13 protein-coding genes are annotated in these 19,178 nt (G+C 45.1%); 9 read left to right on the top strand and 4 right to left on the bottom strand.

Annotated elements, in window-relative coordinates; translation table 11 throughout:
• Window positions 1-174: 174 nt before the first annotated feature.
• Window positions 175-2,862 (bottom strand): DEAD/DEAH box helicase family protein, encoded by a 2,688-nt coding sequence (locus SDE_RS03095; RefSeq protein WP_011467060.1) that lies wholly within the window; start codon window positions 2,860-2,862, stop codon window positions 175-177.
• A 226-nt stretch (window positions 2,863-3,088) separates the two neighbouring features.
• On the opposite strand from SDE_RS03095, the gene lepB reads away from it, so the two are divergent.
• From lepB to SDE_RS03120, 5 genes are all read left to right on the top strand, one after another.
• Window positions 3,089-3,787, top strand: a complete 699-nt coding sequence (lepB, locus tag SDE_RS03100; protein ID WP_011467061.1) for a signal peptidase I — start codon at window positions 3,089-3,091, stop codon at window positions 3,785-3,787.
• A gap of 240 nt (window positions 3,788-4,027) precedes the next feature.
• Window positions 4,028-4,540 carry a hypothetical protein gene (locus SDE_RS03105; protein ID WP_011467062.1) on the top strand — a complete coding sequence of 171 codons (513 nt, stop codon included), beginning with the start codon at window positions 4,028-4,030 and terminating at the stop codon, window positions 4,538-4,540.
• A gap of 102 nt (window positions 4,541-4,642) precedes the next feature.
• On the top strand, window positions 4,643-5,107 hold the full coding sequence (locus SDE_RS03110; RefSeq protein WP_041325163.1) for a GNAT family N-acetyltransferase: 465 nt from the start codon (window positions 4,643-4,645) through the stop codon (window positions 5,105-5,107).
• A 4-nt stretch (window positions 5,108-5,111) separates the two neighbouring features.
• Complete coding sequence (locus SDE_RS03115; protein ID WP_011467064.1) at window positions 5,112-5,612, top strand: DUF1993 domain-containing protein; 501 nt, start codon at window positions 5,112-5,114, stop codon at window positions 5,610-5,612.
• A 123-nt stretch (window positions 5,613-5,735) separates the two neighbouring features.
• The gene (locus tag SDE_RS03120; RefSeq protein ID WP_011467065.1) at window positions 5,736-7,982 is read left to right on the top strand and encodes a bifunctional metallophosphatase/5'-nucleotidase; all 2,247 of its coding nucleotides are present in this window, start codon (window positions 5,736-5,738) and stop codon (window positions 7,980-7,982) included.
• Window positions 7,983-8,047: 65 nt separating this feature from the next.
• Here SDE_RS03120 and SDE_RS03125 read toward each other — a convergent pair whose 3' ends face one another.
• The 3 genes from SDE_RS03125 to SDE_RS03135 are packed head-to-tail and all read right to left on the bottom strand — an operon-like array spanning window position 8,048 to window position 12,729.
• On the bottom strand, window positions 8,048-10,639 hold the full coding sequence (locus SDE_RS03125; RefSeq protein WP_041324122.1) for a CHASE2 domain-containing protein: 2,592 nt from the start codon (window positions 10,637-10,639) through the stop codon (window positions 8,048-8,050).
• A complete protein-coding gene (locus SDE_RS03130; protein WP_011467067.1) occupies window positions 10,626-12,017 on the bottom strand; it encodes a FecR domain-containing protein in 1,392 nt (463 codons plus the stop codon). The genes SDE_RS03125 and SDE_RS03130 overlap by 14 nt, the downstream gene beginning before the upstream one ends.
• Before the next feature lie 25 nt (window positions 12,018-12,042).
• A complete protein-coding gene (locus SDE_RS03135) occupies window positions 12,043-12,729 on the bottom strand; it encodes a response regulator transcription factor (protein ID WP_226986488.1) in 687 nt (228 codons plus the stop codon).
• Window positions 12,730-12,985: 256 nt separating this feature from the next.
• Between SDE_RS03135 and SDE_RS03140 the strand changes: the two genes are divergently transcribed.
• The 4 genes from SDE_RS03140 (at window position 12,986) to SDE_RS03155 (ending at window position 19,130) form a co-directional block, all read left to right on the top strand.
• The gene (locus SDE_RS03140) at window positions 12,986-13,408 is read left to right on the top strand and encodes a hypothetical protein (protein ID WP_011467069.1); all 423 of its coding nucleotides are present in this window, start codon (window positions 12,986-12,988) and stop codon (window positions 13,406-13,408) included.
• A gap of 49 nt (window positions 13,409-13,457) precedes the next feature.
• On the top strand, window positions 13,458-14,291 hold the full coding sequence (locus SDE_RS03145) for a mechanosensitive ion channel family protein (RefSeq protein WP_011467070.1): 834 nt from the start codon (window positions 13,458-13,460) through the stop codon (window positions 14,289-14,291).
• 112 nt (window positions 14,292-14,403) lie between these two features.
• Window positions 14,404-15,549, top strand: coding sequence for an OmpA family protein (locus SDE_RS03150; protein ID WP_011467071.1), 1,146 nt, complete (start codon window positions 14,404-14,406; stop codon window positions 15,547-15,549).
• Between the two features lie 701 nt (window positions 15,550-16,250).
• Window positions 16,251-19,130: a TonB-dependent receptor gene (locus SDE_RS03155; protein ID WP_011467072.1), complete on the top strand. Its 2,880-nt coding sequence runs from the start codon at window positions 16,251-16,253 to the stop codon at window positions 19,128-19,130.
• Window positions 19,131-19,178 lie beyond the last annotated feature (48 nt).

Raw genomic sequence — 19,178 nt, forward strand, 5'->3', positions numbered from 1 at the left:
GTGGGGGTTATAAAAGGGTAGACCGTTATTACTTTTTGGGCGAGCTCTTGTCGGCTGTCTTCTTAGAGACGCCAGTTAACCACTAGTGAGTTCAAATAATAACAGTGTGTATGATGATTTTCAGGGTGGCCGGTCTCTATAAGTACGGTAATAAACCAAAGGGCATACCACCATTTATTGCCATCTATCTTGTCTTTTTACGTCGTTGCTAAATGTAGATGAAAAAGCTTTCATCTTTGCTTTGAGTAGTTTTTTACGGCCATCTGTAGATCGAGTGTAAATAAGCTCTGAAAGGCTAACGTTTTTGCACCACGCTTTGTAAAAAATAGTAGCGGTTTCCTTTCTTGTGGTAAATATAACCGGCACTGCGTGGTAGTCATCTCTTCGCATTCCCATAAACGTCCCTTCACGTAAAACTATATATCTAGGGTTGTCTATGGGCGCTAGAATTTCTGCTAAGCAATCAGCAAATAACGACGATTCGTAAAATGTGCTGCCTGCTAATGAAAGGTAATAGCTTCCATCTTCGATAGTTGCTACTCGAACGTCTAACTCTCGAAAAGGTGTTTCGATAAAGCCCGCTCGGCTTAGGGCTTCGGTAAGGGCAATACCTATTTGCTTAAGTGCGCCATCGGTAGGTAAATAGCGAATAAGTATTTTAATCACGGCAATCGTTTTGGGTAGTTTATACAGTAACACGCCAGTTACTGCCGCCAATATAAAGTAGGGAAAAAGCCCGCGTGCCATGGGAGCAGCATAGACAGAATAAATACCTGCAATAACCATAAAGCCAATAAGCTGAGTGAACAAATATTTTAGCGAGTAGCGCAGCATATAACCGCGAATACGTGGCGACTTTTCTGTTTTAACAGAGGGTATAACACGTGCGTTAGCATTAAGGGTTAACGCTTTTTGCCAGCGTTTGGCGATACTGTGTATCTTGTTGTACCTGTTACGCATTTGGAAGTTGTTTAGCGCTATTGGCGTGCTGTTGGTGAGTTTAAAGTCTGATTCAATTGCAGTAGCGTGCATGCGTTCGAATCCACTTTCGATGGTTTGCTTTTTTTCAGATAGGCCTACAAACGTATCAAAACGTTTTTTAAGATTATGGTAGTCGCTCCAGCCGCCAAAACTGTCTGGGTCTATGGCTACTAGGTGCCATATAGAGCTAACTTTATCGCTATTTTGGCGGTCTATACGTATTGCTCGGCCACGCATTTGATTGGTTGGCATAAATGAACCAATCGAGCTGGCGAGTATTAACGAATTAACGACAGGGGCATCCCAGCCTTCTCCTAGTAGTGCACGTGTGCCAACTAACACTTTTATTTTTCCTTCGATTAACAATGCAGTAAACGCACCGGTTAAGCGGTTTAACGGGCCAGTTACTTTTTGGTACTGTTGCTTGTTGCCCATTGGCTCGGTTTTAAAGTTTCCGCTACCTAAATGATTCAGTAGTGCATCTAATTTACTGGTTGGCACTATGCAAAGCCTGCCGGTAAGTAACGCAATTTGGTCAGCAATGGGAGAGGAGGAAGTTAGTGTTTTAAAAATTGGCCAAGCGCCAAGATTAAGTGCGCCGGTGTCCATGCCCGATGTAAGCGCTTCGTCACGAATATAATCGGTTAAAATTACTTGCCGCAGTGCATCGCCACGCTTGCTGTATTCGAGCTTATGAATATCTAGGCAGGCATCTATTTTGGTTGCACTTAGTGATAAAGACCGTTCCATTCTGCGAGAATGCTCAAACGACAATTCTGTTTTATACAGTAGCTCCGCCGCGCGCAGTTGTTTTTTAAGCGCTTCAATGAATTTTTTGTTTGATTCATTGTGTTCAAATGTTTTAGAAAAAAGCACAGCTTCCACTAATGTTTGCCACCACTTTTTTCCCAACTCGGGTATGTCTTGCTGTGTGAGGTCGAGCAGTTGCATAAGTGGTTTGTTGGGCGGTAGTGCTTTTGCTTTTATAAAGCTTAGTAATGCAATTGCTATTTTCGGCTCTTTGATTACCCAGTCTTCTATATTGTTACTGTTTAGCCAAGGGTGGGCCAATACAACCTGTTCAAACTCAGCGCTTGCGAAGAGTGTTTTGCAGGTTGAGGATACGCGTTGGTCGTACTCTTTTATTTGTTTACTGAATTCTACTGTAGCATTACATGCCCATATGTAATCTTGATGAGGGCAGAGCGTACCTGCTTTTACTAATTCCGGTATCGAAATCTCTTCGTCGATTGGCCCGCACAATTGCTCGTAGCGGCTCCATTCATTGCGCTCAGAATCGTAGGGTGGTGTGGCGGTAAGCGATACAAGGGTAATATTGGGCAAGTGATTGCACACTTTTTCAAGTGCTCGCCACCACTCTGCGCGTAGGTGGTGCGCTTCGTCTAATATAAGTACTTGAATATTATACTGCTCGAGAATACTAATAAAATTATTGAGTTCTGCGTCTTTTAGTCCTTTATCTAGCTCCAACTCTTCTGCTTCATCTGCATCTTGGGTTGTATCCTGTTGATTCAGTTCTTGTGCAAATTGCGAATGTAACGCTTGGTAAGTGATAGATGTAAGCGTTTTGGGTGTTAATAATGTGTTGCTAACCCAATTTAGCTTATTAATGTCGTCCAGCTGGCAAAAGTCCGTTAGGCGATCTAACCATTGGTCGCGTATTACGCGGGTGGGTGATAGCACAATTGCGGGTTTACCGAGTAACCTAAATACTTCTAGCCCCAGGGTTGTTTTTCCTGCGCCAGGTGCAGCAACAATATGCAGGCGTTTGTCGTTTAGATGTTGGTGTACGGCATCGAGTACGCGCTTTTGGTAGGGGCGCCAGCTGTGGCGAAATTCCATTTCATTAAAGGGGGACATAAAAATTCTCGTTATTGCCTATTACGCTATATGTTTTTATTTAGGGCATTAAATTTATGTGCATTATTAACGCGTTTAGGCTGCGTAACAAGCTGCTACCTGCGCTGGGAACTAACCCATTATAGCTATGGTCAATACTGCTACATAGCCGCATAGTGCATGCTACGAGCTAAACAACTATTTGAATGGTGCGTGTGCAAATTGACAAGATTGGGAATAAGCCAGTATGAGCAATAGGAATAAACTTAACAGTAAAATCGGCCAACTATGGAAGCAAAATCGCGGTTTTGTATTGTTTTTAGGGTTGATGCTGGTATTTAGAAGTGCCTTCGCCGATTGGAACTCAGTGCCCACTGGGTCGATGAAGCCTACTATTGTTGAGGGTGACCGTATTCTTGTAAACAAAATGGCTTACGATCTGCGAGTACCATTCACTCATATATCTCTTTTACATTTAGCCGACCCAGAGCGCGGCGATATTATTATTTTCGATTCTGTAGCGTCCGATACTCGTTTAGTTAAGCGTGTAATTGGTTTGCCCGGTGACGTGGTAGCCCTAAGTGATAACGTATTGTTTATTAACGGCAAGCCGCTTAATTACAGTGATGGAGCGGTTGCAGGTGCCGTAAACGCTCATGCGCCAAAACAGGCCTATGAGTTAGATAAAACAGAAGATTTAGTAGGAATTAAACATAGCGTGCGAGTGAACAAGCAAGGTTCGCATTTGTCTACCTTTGATGCGGTAGTGGTGCCCGACGGGCATTACTTGGCTATGGGAGACAACAGAGATAACAGCGCAGATTCGCGCGTTATTGGCTTTGTACCCCGCTCAGAAATAGTCGGTCGCACGCGCAGTGTGGTTTTATCGTTTAACTACGAAAACTTTTACATTCCAAGAAAAGACCGTTTTTTACATACCTTGTAAGTACGACTGCTTTATAAATTTATTGATTGGTTAAATGGTTATAAATTTTTGTTGTAGCCCCTCCTCACGCTGTTTTTTGTTACTTGTTAGCTAGCATAGTAATAATCTTAGTTTGCTTTACAACAAACTTTGATTGCGTTTAACTGTGCCGCCTTGGAATAAGTCTATAGATTATATTCATAGCGTTGGCGCATGAATAATAATGCTTATTTAGCTGATAATTACTATACACGGTGAAGCATGACGGATAATAAGAAAAACTGGTTAACCACCACAACGGGCATCATTACAAGTGTAACCACCGCGATAGCCGCCATTACTGCTTTAGTAGCAACTGTGGCGAATTTACCTATTTGGTCAGCGGAAGACGCGAGTGAACAGGTGCAAGAGCACTTACAGGCTAGCGATATAACAAACGGGGTATGGGTATCGAATAATTACTACCAAAAAGAGGCTGCAGATTTCCAGTTCGACCTGTTTGGTAAAACGCTGGTGGGAACCTATAACAACGAAAAAGAAGACGCTAAAATTATTAATGGTGCGATTACCCATAATTTAGATAAGCATACAATGATAGTTAACGCTTACTGGGTAGAAAATAAATCAAATAGAGCCTGCGATACAACCAAAGATGGCAGTAAATATTGGGGGCAATTAAGATTAGAGTTTACCTCTGCTAGTGCATTTGTCGGCCGTTGGGGGTATTGTGACGATGCGCCAGATAGAAGCTTTACTGGTGCGAAATCATCTTAAGTGCTTGATAATAAATAAAAATACTTTTGTGGTGCCTGCTAATACAAGTTTGTTTTAGCTTGCATGCTGCACCGCAAAACAATAGGTGTAAGTGGTTTACCAATGGAACTAACAATTGAAGTTGACGATTTATCGCGGCCTGCGATTGCAGAATTACTATCCGATCACATGCGTGAAATGTGGGAGGTATCTAACCCAGAAAGCTGCCATACACTGGCGTTAGATAAGTTGCGCGCACCAGAAGTCACATTTTGGAGTGTATGGAGCGGCGATGAGTTGGTTGGTTGCGGTGCAATTAAAAGACTGAATGACACACACCTAGAGCTTAAATCTATGCGTACCAAGCCGCAGTACCAAGGTAAGGGAGTGGGTGCGCAGTTGTTGCGGCATATAATTGCCTATGCCGAGGATGAAGGTTATACACGTATTAGTTTAGAAACAGGCTCTTCATCGTGGTTTGATAGAGCGTGTAACCTGTATGAGAAATTTGGTTTCACCTATTGCGAGCCTTTCGGTGATTATACGTTAGACCCTAACAGTTTATTTATGACACGTACTCTACCCTAGAACTATGTTGGCAAGTGCACCCAATATTTTTATCTATTATTTAGACCGTCTCGCGTTTATTTTACAAAAAATAGACGTAATGGCTGGCGACGAGACATTGCAAGCGCGTTTAACCGACGACATGCTGCCGCTAATAAATCATGTGCGGGCCTGTGCCAATTTTAGCCTTCGCGGGTGCTGTCCGCTAATAGGGCAGCCGGCAGTTAGTTTCGAAAACGAAATAAATAGTTTTGATGGTTTGCAGCAACAAATAGAGCAAACTATTGCGTATCTCAACTCGCTAGTTATTACCGAAGCGAATTTGCCTAAAAGTGTGCAGGATAAAGCCGGCTTCGCAACGGTTACGCTCGGGCCTTACGAGTACCTTTTCCAATATATCTTCCCTAATTTTTATTTTCACCTGAATATGGTTTACGCCATTGCTCGCCAACAAGGTGTGCCGCTAAGTAAGCAAGACTACGATGCATACCATAAATACCCCACGGGGTTTTCTTTCGAACGCTAACTTTTGCTTCGCTTTTGTGGCGGCATAAGCCCGTTCTTGTCACATAAAATAAATAATCTAGTCATGGTTGCGTCATGAGTTTTACCTAGTATTCATCTTTTTTTAAGACGAATAGGAGAAGTCATGAAACGATTGAAGTTGACAGCGGCAATATTGTCTTCCCTTGCTTTGGCGGCCTGTGGTGGCGACGGTAAGGATGGTGCAAATGGAACCGATGGCGCTAACGGCGCAGCCGGAGACAATGGTGTAAACAGCCTAATAGCGCAGGTGGTACTAGAGGCCGGCCACGGCGAGTGTCCTTTAGGTGGCGTGGCTATTCACTCTGGTTTAGATGTTGATGCCAGCGGTATGTTGGATGAGTCCGAAATTACAGAAACCAACTATGTGTGTAATAACGACGCTTTCGAACTACAGCTATTGCATTTTGCTGATGTAGACGGCGGACGAGATATTATAAATAACGCGGTGCGATTTTCTGCGCTGGTTAAAAGCTTTAAAAACGATTACGCCAACACCTTGCTATTAAGCTCTGGTGATAACTGGATTCCAGGGCCGGAATACAATGTGGCAAGTGATAACGCGCTGCGACCTGTATTGGGCGTAACCGGTACTGGCCGTGCGCATGTTGCTTATTTGAATGCATTGGGCGTGCAGGCGTCGGTATTTGGTAATCACGAATTCGATTTAGGCACCGGCGAAGTGGCCGCATTACTTTCTGCCGAAGCAAGTGGCGATAACGCATGGGCTGGTGCTCGCTTTCCTTATCTTTCAGCGAATATTGATTTTTCTACCGATGCAAATTTGGCACCGCTTGTGGGTGCGAATGGCGCACCGGCCGCTGCACTAAAAAATAAAATTGCAGCGAGTACTGTAATTACCGTAGGCGGTCAGCGCGTTGGTGTGGTAGGGGCGACCACGTCTACATTACATAGTATTTCTTCACCGGGCGATGTCACTATAGCTCCAGCTGACAGCGCGGATATAAATGCGCTAGCGGCTTCTATTCAGGCCAGTGTGGATGAGTTAACTGCAACAGGTATTAACAAAGTGATTGTATTGGCGCACATGCAGCAAATTGCTATAGAGCGCGAATTGGCAACACTGCTAAGTGATGTAGATATTATTGTTGCCGGTGGTTCAAACACGTTATTGGCGGATACCAACGATAGATTGCGCGGTGGTGATACTGCTGTAGATACTTACCCCTTAGTTTTTGATAGTGCAGCTGACGAGCCTACACTAGTGGTGAATACCGATGGCGATTACACTTACCTTGGTCGCTTGGTGGTTAGCTTCGATAGTAACGGCGTAATTATTCCTAGCTTGATGGATGATGCTATAAATGGAGTATACGCAGCAGATGAAACAGGCCTAATTGAAAATGGTTTAGGTGTAAGTGACGCGATTGCAGAAGTAAAAGCCATTTCTGATACGTTAACGTCGGCGCTAGCTGCACGCGCAGGTAATGTATTTGGCTCTACCTCGGTGTACTTAAATGGTGAGCGCAGTGCGGTACGTAGCGAAGAAACCAACTTTGGCAGCCTTACTGCTCAGGCTAACTTGGAGTACGCACAATTAACCGATGCGAGCGTTGCTGTTTCAATTAAAAATGGCGGTGGTATTCGTGCATCTATTGGCTACTGCAGTGTGCCACCCGGTGCAACCGGCGATGATGCGGTAGTGTGTAATGCCCCTGCTGGTATCGAAGGCATAAATAACCCAGGTGAAGTGTCGCAATTAGATTTAGAAATTGCGTTACGTTTTAATAATTCACTGTCACTTGTTACCCTTACCGGTGAGCAATTAAAACAAGTATTAGAGCACGGTGTAGCGGCAAGTAGCGATGGCGCAACCCCTGGTCAATTCCCACAGGTTGCTGGTATCCGCTTTAGTTTTGACACTGCACAAACGGCTCAAACGGTAGATGATTCTGTGTCGCCACCTGCGGTGAGCACGGCGGGTTCGCGTATTCGCAACCTTGTAGTGTTAGATAGCAATGGTGCTCAGGCCGATGGCAGTGAAGTTGTAGTGGTAGAAAACGGTGTACTTAACCCTACAGCCGCTTCGCAAACTTTTAGAGTGGTTACGTTAGGCTTCTTGGCTGGCGGCGGAGATCGCTACCCATTCCCATCGGGTGCGGGTGCTAATATTGTGGATCTTGAAGCCGAAGGTGTGCAAACAGGCAATACAGTTTTTGCTGACGATGGCACCGAGCAAGATGCGCTAGCAGAATATATGTTCACTCATTACCCAGCCGACGATAGCGATGCAACGCCAAGCTTTAGTGTGGAGGATGTAAGTGCCGAGCAGGATGTGGTTATTCAAAACTTAAGTAAGGTTGCAGCAGATACTGTACTAAGTGCAGATTAATTTAGCCGTAAGGCAATAAAGGAATGGTAAGTGAGGGCGCATTTTGCGCCCTTTTTTTATTAACGTTATTCCGCGCAGGCAGGCAGCACTAGTTTAAATACGCTGCCCTTACCTAGCTCGCTTTCAACTTCAATGTCGCCCGCATGTTGCTTGGCTACCAGTGCCGCAAAATATAACCCAAGGCCTGCACCGTGTTCTTTGTTGCCGCTTTTACCACGGCTAAAGCGCTCGAAAATGGTTTTTAAATCTTTGTTGTTTATGCCAATGCCGTTATCTTGTACCGCAATTTCAAACTGGTTACCTGCTTGCGCCAAGTTCAGCTGAATAAAACTATTTTTAGGGCTGTATTTAATTGCGTTGGTAATAATATTGGTTAGGGCGCGTTCTAGTAGCGTGTGATCGCCCATTACCCAAGCATCTACGTCCGCTTTTTGCGTTTGAATACTCACGTTTTTAGCTCGGGCCAACGCCAGTGCGTTTTTGTGGGCGCCGTCAAAAATAGCGTGCAGGTCGCAAAAGTGGAATTGTGATTCCTTGAGTGTTTGCGCGCGGCTAAGCTGTAAAAAGTCTTCTGCGTAGCTTAGGTTTTGTCGTACTAAGGTTTCTATTGTGGTAAACGCTTGATGCTCGGCAAAATTAGCTTCGGCGCAATTGGTTTTGTGACGTTCAATAACCGCCAATACCGAAAGCATAGGGGCGCGTAAGTCGTGCGAGAGAAAATTAAGGGCTTCCATTTTGGCTTTTTCTGCTGCGCGCACTTCGGTAATGTTGGTGAAGGTAATGATGATGGTATCTTCAAAGTCCCCGTATATATTTTCTGTGCGCGCTTGGAAGAATAAATCTACATTGGTATTGGTGTTTGCCGCTTGGCCAGAAATGGATTTTCTATCGGCATAGAGCGAAGCAATAAGCGGGCGCCACTGATTGCTGTCTTTTAGGCTAAGTTGACCGATGGCATCCATTAAGTTGGTGTTGCTGTCTACGGTTCGGCCTGTCATAGCGCTAAAGGCGTCGTTTGCGAACAGCACTGTACCGTACATGTTGGCTATTATTACGCCGTCCTGTAGTTTGGCTAAACTTTGTTGCAGTAACCGCTGGCTAATTTCTTCGCTTTGCTTTACCGCGCTTAATTGCGCAACGGTTTGCGATATAACTTCAGTGCCGGAGCCTTTAGCGTATGGCGAGGTGTTGTTGCGAGTATAAAAACGATTGAATAGCGCCTGTGCGCGCTTTGCCATTTGCCAGTCGCTGGGTATTTTTTGCAGGTATTGCTTAGATAAATAAGCGCGAATAATGGCTGTGTCTGTGTGCAATAAAAATACATGCTCGTCGTTTTCTGCACTAGTTAAATTGGCTGGGGTGTTTTTTTCTTCCGTGCGCTTGCTCGATTCCCAGCGGCTAAGAATGCCTAAATCTTGTAAATAATTTAGGCCTCTTTCGGCTTGTTTTATTTCAAACTGAAGTTGATGGGGGTGTTCATTTAATTGGTGTAGCTCGCTCTTTAAAAATTTTACCGCTATTTCTAATCGCAACCAGCTCCATAGCGGGTAAAACATACACAGGGCAAATAAAGCTGGCGAAAGTGGTAGCCACACACTGAAGTAATTTTGTAAACCAATGCTTAGGCCTAGTAAGCCTAGTACAGAGGCTAAGCTTGCAAGCAGTAGCGCTTTAGGTGCAAGGCGGCCAAGAATAATAAGTAAAATAAATGTGGCCAATAAATTTATAGCAAGAGTAACACTTGGCCCTGCATGCTGAATAAGTTTGTCTTGCCTTAGGGCTTCGTATATCCACGCGTTAAGTTCTACACCCGCCATAGCGCCAACAGAGGTGGTAAGCACGTCGCCTAAGCCTGTTGCCGTGGCTCCAATAAAAACGAGTTTGTTGTTAAACGCATTTTTGGCGGTGTTTTGAGCAAGCACATCCGCATAAGAAAAATACGTTAGGTTGGGGGCGCTAGTGGTTACAGGAATGTAATTTAAGTAATCGCGCGCAATAGTGTTGGGTTCGGGGAGCATGTTTTGCTGATGGTTTTGCTCGCCTGGCAATGTTGCTAAGGGCTGTTCGTAATGCTGGTGAATGGTGACCGAAAAGTGCGGCCAAAAGGCGTTGCCCACCCCTTCTTTTAAAAACACGCTGCGGGTAACGCCGTCGCTATCTTGCGCTACGTGTACATGGCCTAAGCCCGCAGCCGCTTTTACAAACGATTTGGCCGGCAGCACTTCTAGCATTTGCCCCTGGGTGCCTAATTTTTCAATGTGCAGGGGCAGTATAACGTTACCGTGCTGTTGTATGGCGTTGGTAAAGGCTTGGTCGGCTTGTGGATTAGTTTTATCGTAATCTGCAAATAAAATATCAAAGGCAATGGTGTTGGCGTTTTCAGCGTGCAGGGTATTAATCAATGCCGCGTGGGTGTCGCGAGACCAAGGCCAGCGCCCGAGTTGGGCAATGCTTTTATCGTCTATTTCTATAATGACTATATCGTCGCCAATGGTAAGCGGGGCAAAGCGTTGCGCCCAATCGAATACGAATCGATCGAAGGCTACCGTCATTTGGTAATGCGAGACCAACCCGGTAAGAAGAGAAAGAACAGCACAAAACGCCAGTAGTTGTATGTGCTGTTTTATTTGTTGCAGTGTTGCTTTAAAGCCCAGCAATGAACGCGATTCCTATAAATAAAATGGCTTGCCAGTCTTTGTTTTTGGGCTGGTAAGGCAAAGCATTTGAATAGCTGCTGGCTTGGCCTGCCTCGCCAATCGCGCGCACGCGAATAAAGACTTTTTTGTTGGTGGTTAGCGCTATTGTGGGTGTGTTAGTTGTTGTTTCATTGGTTATGTGGCTGAACTCGGCATCGCTAGCAAATTGCACCTCGTAGCTTTGGGCGCCTTCGGGAGCGGCCCAAGTTAGGTTGTTGTTGCCCTTTGCCTTTTGCAAGCCGGTTTTAGCCAGCACGGGGGTGCCAACATTCGGCGCGGTGCAAAGTTTTTGCTGTGCGGCTAAGCCTTGAAACTGCTCGGCATCTACACCGCTTACATTTACGGTGTAGCAGCCTATGGCGAGGTTGTTTATTTCCATTGCTGTTGTGGCAACCGTTGCGTGCTGTTGTAGTGCATTGGTTTCGTCGTGGCTATTTATATGAACCTCATAGTTGCTGGCTTGCTCTAAAGCTTGCCATTCAAGCGTATAAGGTTGAATAACCGCAGCCGGAGGGGGCGTGATTACAGGGGCGGTTAGCAGCGCTTTGGGGGCCGCAAGCGCTTTATCTTTACTTGCACTAATACCAAAGCCTGCGGGTACTTCTTGCTGTGATTTGTCGTTACCAACGCCAACCAGGCCTTCAAATACTTCTATACGCGTGGGGGCTGCTTGGTCGTCGCTCGAACTTACTTGGAACTCGGTGCCGCGTACGGCTGCAACTGCATCGGGCGTGGTAATACTAAAGCGGGTTTGCGGCTGGCGCTTCTTAACCTTGGCTTTTACCGTGCCTTTTAGCAGGCGCATACGGCTATCTACAATGGCTTCGCCATCGTGGGTGGTAAAGGCATCTAGCGCTACCGATGAGTAGGGCATAACCATAAGGGTGCTGCCGTCGGCGAAGCGCAGGCTGGCATAGCCGTTTTCGGTATACACGGTGCTGCCAATGCTCAGTTTTTCGCCACTGCTAAGTGGTTTAGCTTTTGGCGTGTTGGCAGCGCTGTTTATGGCGGGTGTGTGAGGCGCGGTTGCTTGCGCGGCCAAGAATACATCGCCAGAAAGGTGTTCGATAGTCACCGGTGCTGGCGCTTGTTTCAACCAGCTGACGGGGATGCGGATAACGTAGCCTGGCGGCAGTTCGCGGGTACGTTTTACCTGGTTCAGGTCGGGCAGCTCCTGCCAGCAGTTGCTTTTGTTTGTGTATTTAAGGCACAGGTCCCAAAAGGTGTCGCCTGGGCGCACGGTATATAGCCAGTCAGCGCTGAGTGCTGTTTGGCTCCACGCGGCAATTGTTAAGCAGAACACCATAGCGAGTGAGTGTATTTTACTGGGCTTAGTCATGGTTAATCCTGTGCTGTGCGTGCAATTACGTTTCGTTGCTAATTTTTTCTAGACGGTAGCCGTGCTGGTAAATAGTGGTTATGCAATAGCCCATATCGGGGTTGATGCCTAGGCTGCGGCGTACGCGGCTAACGTGCATATCTACAGTACGGGTATTCAAGTCGGCGCTCACGCCCCATACGGCTTTAAGTAGATACTCGCGAGACAATACTTTACCTACATTACTTAACAGGTGCACGGTTACGTCGAAGTCTTTTTGGGTAACTTTCACCTGTTCGCCCTGTTTAGTAATTGTACGCGCTTGGGTATCTACCAAAATATCACCAAGGGTAAGGGTGGTGGATGCAGATGCCAACCCCAATCGGCGGCGGGCAACGTTTACCCTTGCTAGCAGCTCGGCTTTGCGCAGGGGCTTCACTAGGTAGTCGTCGGCGCCAGAATTAAGCGCTTCTACTATATCTTCTTCCGAGTCGCGCTGGGTGGTAAATATAACTGGAAAGTCGTGTTTATCGCGTGTGCGCAGGTGCTTAAGCGCCTCTAGGCCTGTTTGGTCTGGCAGTTCCCAGTCCATTATGGCCACATCAAACACATTGGCCCGGCAGCCTTCTAAAAACGATTTTACGTTTTCGTAATGGGTCACATTAAACAGTGGGTCTGCGCTAAGCCATTGCGTTACAAGCTCTGCCTGTTGTGGGTCATCCTCTAAAAGCACAATGTTCAATTGTTTCTTCCTTATTGGCTGGGCGTTTTGTGGCTAATTGTCTGGTGCTTAAGTTTACGCGTTTGCGGCTGGTGGAATCTATGGCAATTGTAAAATAGTGTAAAACAAGTATTTGCCTGCTCCGCTCAAGCTCACTGTTGTAGGGCGTTTGCCATTTTACAGCGTTTTACAAACGATTTTACACAATTTTGGTAAAGTGAATTTCATCGGAACTTACAGCCTTGTTGTGCGAGTTGAAGAGGTAAATATGGATATATCATCAATTAATTTAAGCGGTGCCGCTAAACGTGCGTTACTGCGTTTGCGTGTACAAATTCAAGTACACGAAAACATTACCGTAAGCGATGTGGCGTTTAGTGAGAATGTTGTATTTCTTATAAACGTTGCACTCGCTTCTAAAAATAATTTTGTTGTAGATGCCTTGCACGAGTTTGTTTATTTGCTTACAGCGGGGCAAATGGATTTTTTCGAGTCGCGCGGATTAATGTTGTCGAGTGAAGGCGGGGCGCTCTCGCTGCTGGCCAAAAAAGAACTTGAACACCTGTTAGAGCAACGCAAGTTAGCAGGTATACCCGCTTCAAAAAAAAAGATAGCGCCTAGAATTGTAAGTTTACCTTCAATTCTAGGCGGAGCCTCCGCTTTACGTGCAGAGCAGCATCTTTTTATCTAAGCCATTTTAACGTTTTATTTTTTCATTCTTTTATTTAGGAATCTTCGATATGAATATTGATATTCAAAAAGTTAGCGACCAAGCCACGGGTTACATTATGGTTTACGGTACTCAAATTCTAATGGCGCTGCTTATTTTTATAATAGGTAAGTGGGTTGTGGGTGTTGTGAGTCGTGCAGTAGGCAAAGCGTTGTCTAATCGTAAAGTAGACCCAACAATTGCTAAATTTATTACCAATATTATTTACTACTTGATGATGGCGTTTGTATTTATTGCCGCATTGGGTCAGTTAGGTGTTCAAACAGCTTCAATCGTAGCCATTATGGGTGCTGCAGGTTTGGCTGTGGGTTTGGCGCTGCAGGGTTCGCTTGCCAATTTTGCAGCTGGTGTACTGATGATAGCGTTTAGGCCCTGTCGTGTTGGGGACTTTGTAGAAGCCGGTGGCGCTTCGGGTGTGGTAAAAGAAATATCTATTTTTTCTACCATACTGCTAACGCCCGATAACAAAACTGTGATTATTTCTAACGCGAATGTAATGGGCGGCAACATCGTTAACTATTCAATGCAGGCGAAGCGCCGCGTAGATTTGGTTGTAGGGGTTAGCTATAGCTCGGATTTAGCCGTAGTAAAAGATCAGCTACATGAAATAGTCGCCAACGAAAGTGCTGTGCTTGTTGGTGAAGAGGTTACCGTTGCCGTATCTGAATTGGCGGCATCAAGCGTAAATTTTGTTGTGCGCTGCTGGGTGAATACCCCTGACTACTGGCCCACCTACTTTGCACTTACCGAAAAAGTAAAAATTACATTCGATAAAAAAGGTATTGAAATTCCGTTTAATCAAATGGATGTAAACATTAACTACACGCCAGAGGCAAATGCGTGAAGCCTTTATGTACGAATGTAAGGCTGGTGCTATAAATTTGAATTTAGCAACTAGCAACTAGCAACTAGAGATTAATAACTGAACATTATCTATACCATAAGGAAGAATGAGCATGACAAATAAACTTAAATTGGCCAGTTCAATAGCCGTATTAGTGTCGTCGTTAAGTGCAGGCGTTAGCTTCGCCGACGAAGGTGATAAAAGTATATTTGTAACTACAGGAAAGTACTTTTACGATAACGACTTATCTATTGACGATGCAACCCCACTCACTTTAGGTGCGGGTTACGACTTTTCTGATAAGTGGGGCGGAGAGCTTTCTTACACCTACTTAAACAGTGAAATAGAAAATAGCAATGTTGATGTAACAACTAAGCACTTGCTGTTAGATGGTTTGTATTACCTAGGCGACGCAAAAGGCGATTGGAAACCTTATTTGGTGTCGGGTATTGGCGGCCGCAATGTGGATGTAGACGGTTTCGGCGATAGCTCCAGCACATTTGTAAATGCGGGCGTGGGTATAAAAGGTTTACTTGCCGAAAACTTTCAAGTGCGTGGCGATGTGCGTGCCCTGCACGACTTAGATGATAGCTTTAACGATGTAGGTGTAAATGTTGGTTTGGCCTATGTGTTTGGCGGTAAAGCTAAAGCAAGTAAACCTACTGTAAAGCCGGCAGCTACAACACCAGCCAAGCCCATGGATAGTGACAACGACGGCGTAGCCAATACTTTGGATGCTTGCCCAGCAACGCCCGCTAATGTGAAAGTAGATGCAAAAGGCTGTGCCTTAGATAGCGATAACGATGGCGTAGCCGATTATCAAGATAGTTGTGCCAATACAGCGGCTACCCATAAAGTAGATGCCAAAGGCTGCTCACTTTCATTAACCGAAACAGTTGCCATTAATTTGAGCATTCAATTCGACAACAATAGTGCGGTTGTAAAAGAAAGCTATTACGCGGAAGTAAAACGCGTGGCAGATTTTATGAACCAATATGCGAACACTCAGGTGAGCGTAGAGGGTTATACCGACGATCGCGGTAGTGCGGCCTACAATAAACAACTTTCACAAAAGCGTGCAGATGCGGTGAAAGCGACACTAGTAAGCCAATTCAATATTGATGCAGCCCGTGTAACTGCGACAGGCTTCGGTGAAATAAACCCCATCGACACCAACGATACCGCCGCTGGCCGTGCCGCCAACCGCCGTGTGGTTGCTAATGTATCATCTGAGGTTGAGAAAGCAGTTACTAAGTAAATAGTCTTGAGACTGGTGGAGGGAAATCATCTTCGCCAGTCTCAATTTTAACTTAGCTTAACTTAATGTAACTCAACTTGAATTGGCTTAACTGACTCTAGATTAATTTTACCCCCCCCCCTGCCTTTAATTGACGCTTCCTTTTTCATCCCGAGTTTTATAAGTACAGTTTTTCTCTCCTAGCTTATACTGGGTAGTACCAAGCTATTCTTTCCAATTCTATACAACTCCCTTTAATAGTGCTTGTTGGTATTTAATAAGATACTAGTCATTATTTTGTACGTTTATAACGATATTCGCGACAAGCATTTTGATTTCATTATTTAAAGTTTGAATGTTCTAACTTTGGGTACTATACATTCTTATAGCTATTAAAAGGCATGAAATGTGGGCGCTCTGGTGTTGAAAAATATTTGGCGCCAAAGTAGTAACTTAGTCTCGCTAAGATTGAAACTGATTGTCGCGTTATAAGCTGCATACGTATGCAGTTGCTCTTCAGAATAGTTTTGCTTGAATACGTATGCAATGGCTGAATACGTATGCAAGCCCCTGTGCATTAAGTGGATACGAACTTACTATAGGTTGGCCTAAGAGAATACGGCGAAACTTGGTAATAATAGATGCCGCTTACAAGCTTTCATCCTTGAATACCAAATTTCGTTAATAACAAAATAATCGATAAATATTTGGGAGTAGCTACAATGAAAAAAACCTACCTGTCGCATTGTATTGCGGCACTAACCGCCACAGCGTCGTTGACTAGCGTTAACCTGTACGCACAAGAACAGGATGCAGCTTTAGAGGAAGTCGTTGTAACTGGCATTCGTTCTTCCATTTTGAATTCTGTAGCGGTAAAACGTGACGCAGACACAATTGTAGAAGTCGTGGATGCGGGCGATTTGTCTTCCCTGCCAGATGCTTCTATCGCAGATTCTCTTGGTCGCTTACCTGGTGTAACTACCGTGCGCGATTCGGGGCAATCTTCACAGCTAAACATCCGCGGTATGAATGGTGATTTCATTCAAACAACACTGAATGGCCGCGAGCAAGCTACTACTTCCTCAGAAACAGAAAGCTTACGTTGGATGGCATTTGATCAGTATCCAGCGGAGCTAATCACTCAAGCAGCGGTTTATAAGTCGCCTAAAGCATCACTTGTTGAAGGTGGTGTAGCGGCAACCGTTGAGTTAAAAACAGCCAATCCATTAGACGCGGCGCAAGATCACAATTTCAATGTTAAAGCCCGTCTCTCTTATAACGACGCTGCCGAAGATGTAGGCGCCGATGCAAACGGTAATCGTCTGTCAGCTTCTTATATGGGTAAGTTCTTAGATGAAACTTTGGGTGTTAGCTTAGGTTTCTCTCACTTAGATCAACCGAATAGTTTTACCAAAGCTCGTGCATCGGCTGATGATCAGCTTGGGTATGGAACGGATGATCCTGATCCTGAAAACGGCATATATAGGTTGCCTGCAGCCCTTCAATTCCAAGCTGGTTCAGGTAAAGATATCCGAGATAGTTATATGGCAGCCGTTGTTTGGGAGCCGAGCGATAACCTATCCTTAAGTGTGGATTATTTTGCGACTAAATTTGAATCAGAAGATATTCGTCACGGTGTGACAGTAGGGAGTCTTGGTGGAGGTGGTGCAACACTAACTCCTTTAAGTGTTAACTCTGCAGGTGAAATTGAAGACTTTGCTGTAGCGATTACCGACCCACATATTCAAAGAAAGGGTGGGACTTGGATAGAATCTAGAACAGAAGATCAAAGTTCTAACGCTGATTCAACTGCTATTGGCGTTAATCTTGAGTGGGTGATCAGAGAAGGGTCGACACTAAGCCTCGACTTCGCTGATAGTTCGGGCGAGAAAACGCGTAAAGATCGTTTGGCGACCATGCATGCGTACGAGCCATATACCACTGGAGATGCTCGGTGGAGTGAGCTTGCAAGTCAAGGCTTTACTTATGAGTCGAACGGCGATGATATTCCAACTCTAGAGTTGACTGGCGACATTGATTTGACCAGTCTTGATCAAATGAAATTGGGGCGCTATGAGGAGTACCCACACCTTTACACCGATGACGTTCAGTCATTTAAAGTGGATTTTGTGCAAGAGGTTGAACTTGGGTTTGTCAATTCGATTGAGACAGGTGTTCGATTGTCCGAGCGAGTTTTCGATTCTGAGCGCGGAGCATTCTTGTGGGGAAGCCGTGACGGTATTTTTAACATCGGAGATGGTGAAACAGAAAGTTGGTGCGACGATAATCTTTCCGACCCATTTGTAGAGTGTTCCCCAATAGCGTTGGATGGCTTTGCTTCTGTCGGTTCTGTAGAGGGCGCTCCGGACCATTTGGTTGTGAGTATCGACGGGCTGGCTGATGAAATCTTTGGCGCGGGAAACTACGAAGGGAAACAGATATGGGCTCGCGATTGGACATTTGTTGAGTCTGGGGCATTAGTTGAAGATACCAAAGCATTCTACATATTGGCGAACATAGAAACTCAGCTTGGAGATATACCTGTGACAGGTAACTTTGGTGTTCGTCATGTTAAAACTGATGTAAAAGCGCAAGGGTTAGTTTATGTCGGGAATGATGCTGGCGACACAATTGTAGATGATGTTGGTAATTCCAATTCAAATTTCGTTGAAGGTGAGTTCGGCCCAGAATTTTCGGATACGCTTCCCTCCCTTAACTTAAATTTTGAGCTAACGGATAGCGACTATGTACGTTTAGCTGCAGCCAAAGTATTGGGTCGCCCTCCTGTTGGTCAAATGAAAGGTGGTGCCGGTGGTTGGTTTGATACTACCACGGTTGATCAAGACGGAGTGCCCACAGAAGTGCCGCGCTACAACGTCTGGACGAAAGGTACGCCGTACTTGGATCCGTTCCGTGCCACTCAGCTAGATGTTTCTTATGAACACTACTTTGAAGATGACGGTGCTGTAACTGTAGCTGGTTTCTACAAGAAGATAGATACCTTGGTTCAACAGCGTAACTATGCTCCCGGTGAAATAGATTTTATAGACTATGGCATTACCATTCCTGATTCAGCACCAGAAGATACTGTTGAGGGTGCATTCAATACTTTTGAAAATTCTGAAGGTGGTTACATTCGAGGTATTGAATTGGCGGGAACAAAAACGTTTACTAGTTTGCCTGGAGTATTCGGTGGGTTAGGTTTGACCGCGAGCTACTCGTATACAGAGAGTGAAACAGAGGTTGGTGGAGGAGCGCTTTCTGGAGAAACAGTCAGTCTGCCAGGGCTTTCCGAAAATGTATGGAGTGCTACTGCATTCTGGGATATTGATAACTTCAGCACACACTTAAACGTCCGGTCTCGGGATGAGTATGTTGTGAATTTGGCCATACCAGGTAGCTCTACCCCTGTTTTGGCCAAGCCATATACAACGGTGGATATCCAAGCATCATACGCGTTTGATATGGGTTTAGAGGTTGTACTACAAGCTAACAACTTAACTGATGAGCCCAATAAACAAGACTATGGCTCTTCTAGTTTACTAGGCGAGTATAGCTCCTACGGCCGTCAGTTCTACGTGGGTGTAAACTACGCATTCTAAATGTGACATATTAAACTTGGATCTTAATTCAAGCTGTGCCACTCTATG

It is taken from the genome of Saccharophagus degradans 2-40, assembly GCF_000013665.1.
In the GTDB taxonomy this organism is placed as follows: domain Bacteria; phylum Pseudomonadota; class Gammaproteobacteria; order Pseudomonadales; family Cellvibrionaceae; genus Saccharophagus; species Saccharophagus degradans.

Coding starts and splice junctions, on each gene's coding strand:
- SDE_RS03145 (WP_011467070.1), top strand. CDS start 13,458: ATGAATATTGATATTCAAAAAGTTAGCGACCAAGCCACGGGTTACATT.
- SDE_RS03095 (WP_011467060.1), bottom strand. CDS start 2,862: ATGTCCCCCTTTAATGAAATGGAATTTCGCCACAGCTGGCGCCCCTAC.
- SDE_RS03140 (WP_011467069.1), top strand. CDS start 12,986: ATGGATATATCATCAATTAATTTAAGCGGTGCCGCTAAACGTGCGTTA.
- SDE_RS03105 (WP_011467062.1), top strand. CDS start 4,028: ATGACGGATAATAAGAAAAACTGGTTAACCACCACAACGGGCATCATT.
- lepB (WP_011467061.1), top strand. CDS start 3,089: ATGAGCAATAGGAATAAACTTAACAGTAAAATCGGCCAACTATGGAAG.
- SDE_RS03130 (WP_011467067.1), bottom strand. CDS start 12,017: ATGACTAAGCCCAGTAAAATACACTCACTCGCTATGGTGTTCTGCTTA.
- SDE_RS03120 (WP_011467065.1), top strand. CDS start 5,736: ATGAAACGATTGAAGTTGACAGCGGCAATATTGTCTTCCCTTGCTTTG.
- SDE_RS03115 (WP_011467064.1), top strand. CDS start 5,112: ATGTTGGCAAGTGCACCCAATATTTTTATCTATTATTTAGACCGTCTC.
- SDE_RS03150 (WP_011467071.1), top strand. CDS start 14,404: ATGACAAATAAACTTAAATTGGCCAGTTCAATAGCCGTATTAGTGTCG.
- SDE_RS03110 (WP_041325163.1), top strand. CDS start 4,643: ATGGAACTAACAATTGAAGTTGACGATTTATCGCGGCCTGCGATTGCA.
- SDE_RS03155 (WP_011467072.1), top strand. CDS start 16,251: ATGAAAAAAACCTACCTGTCGCATTGTATTGCGGCACTAACCGCCACA.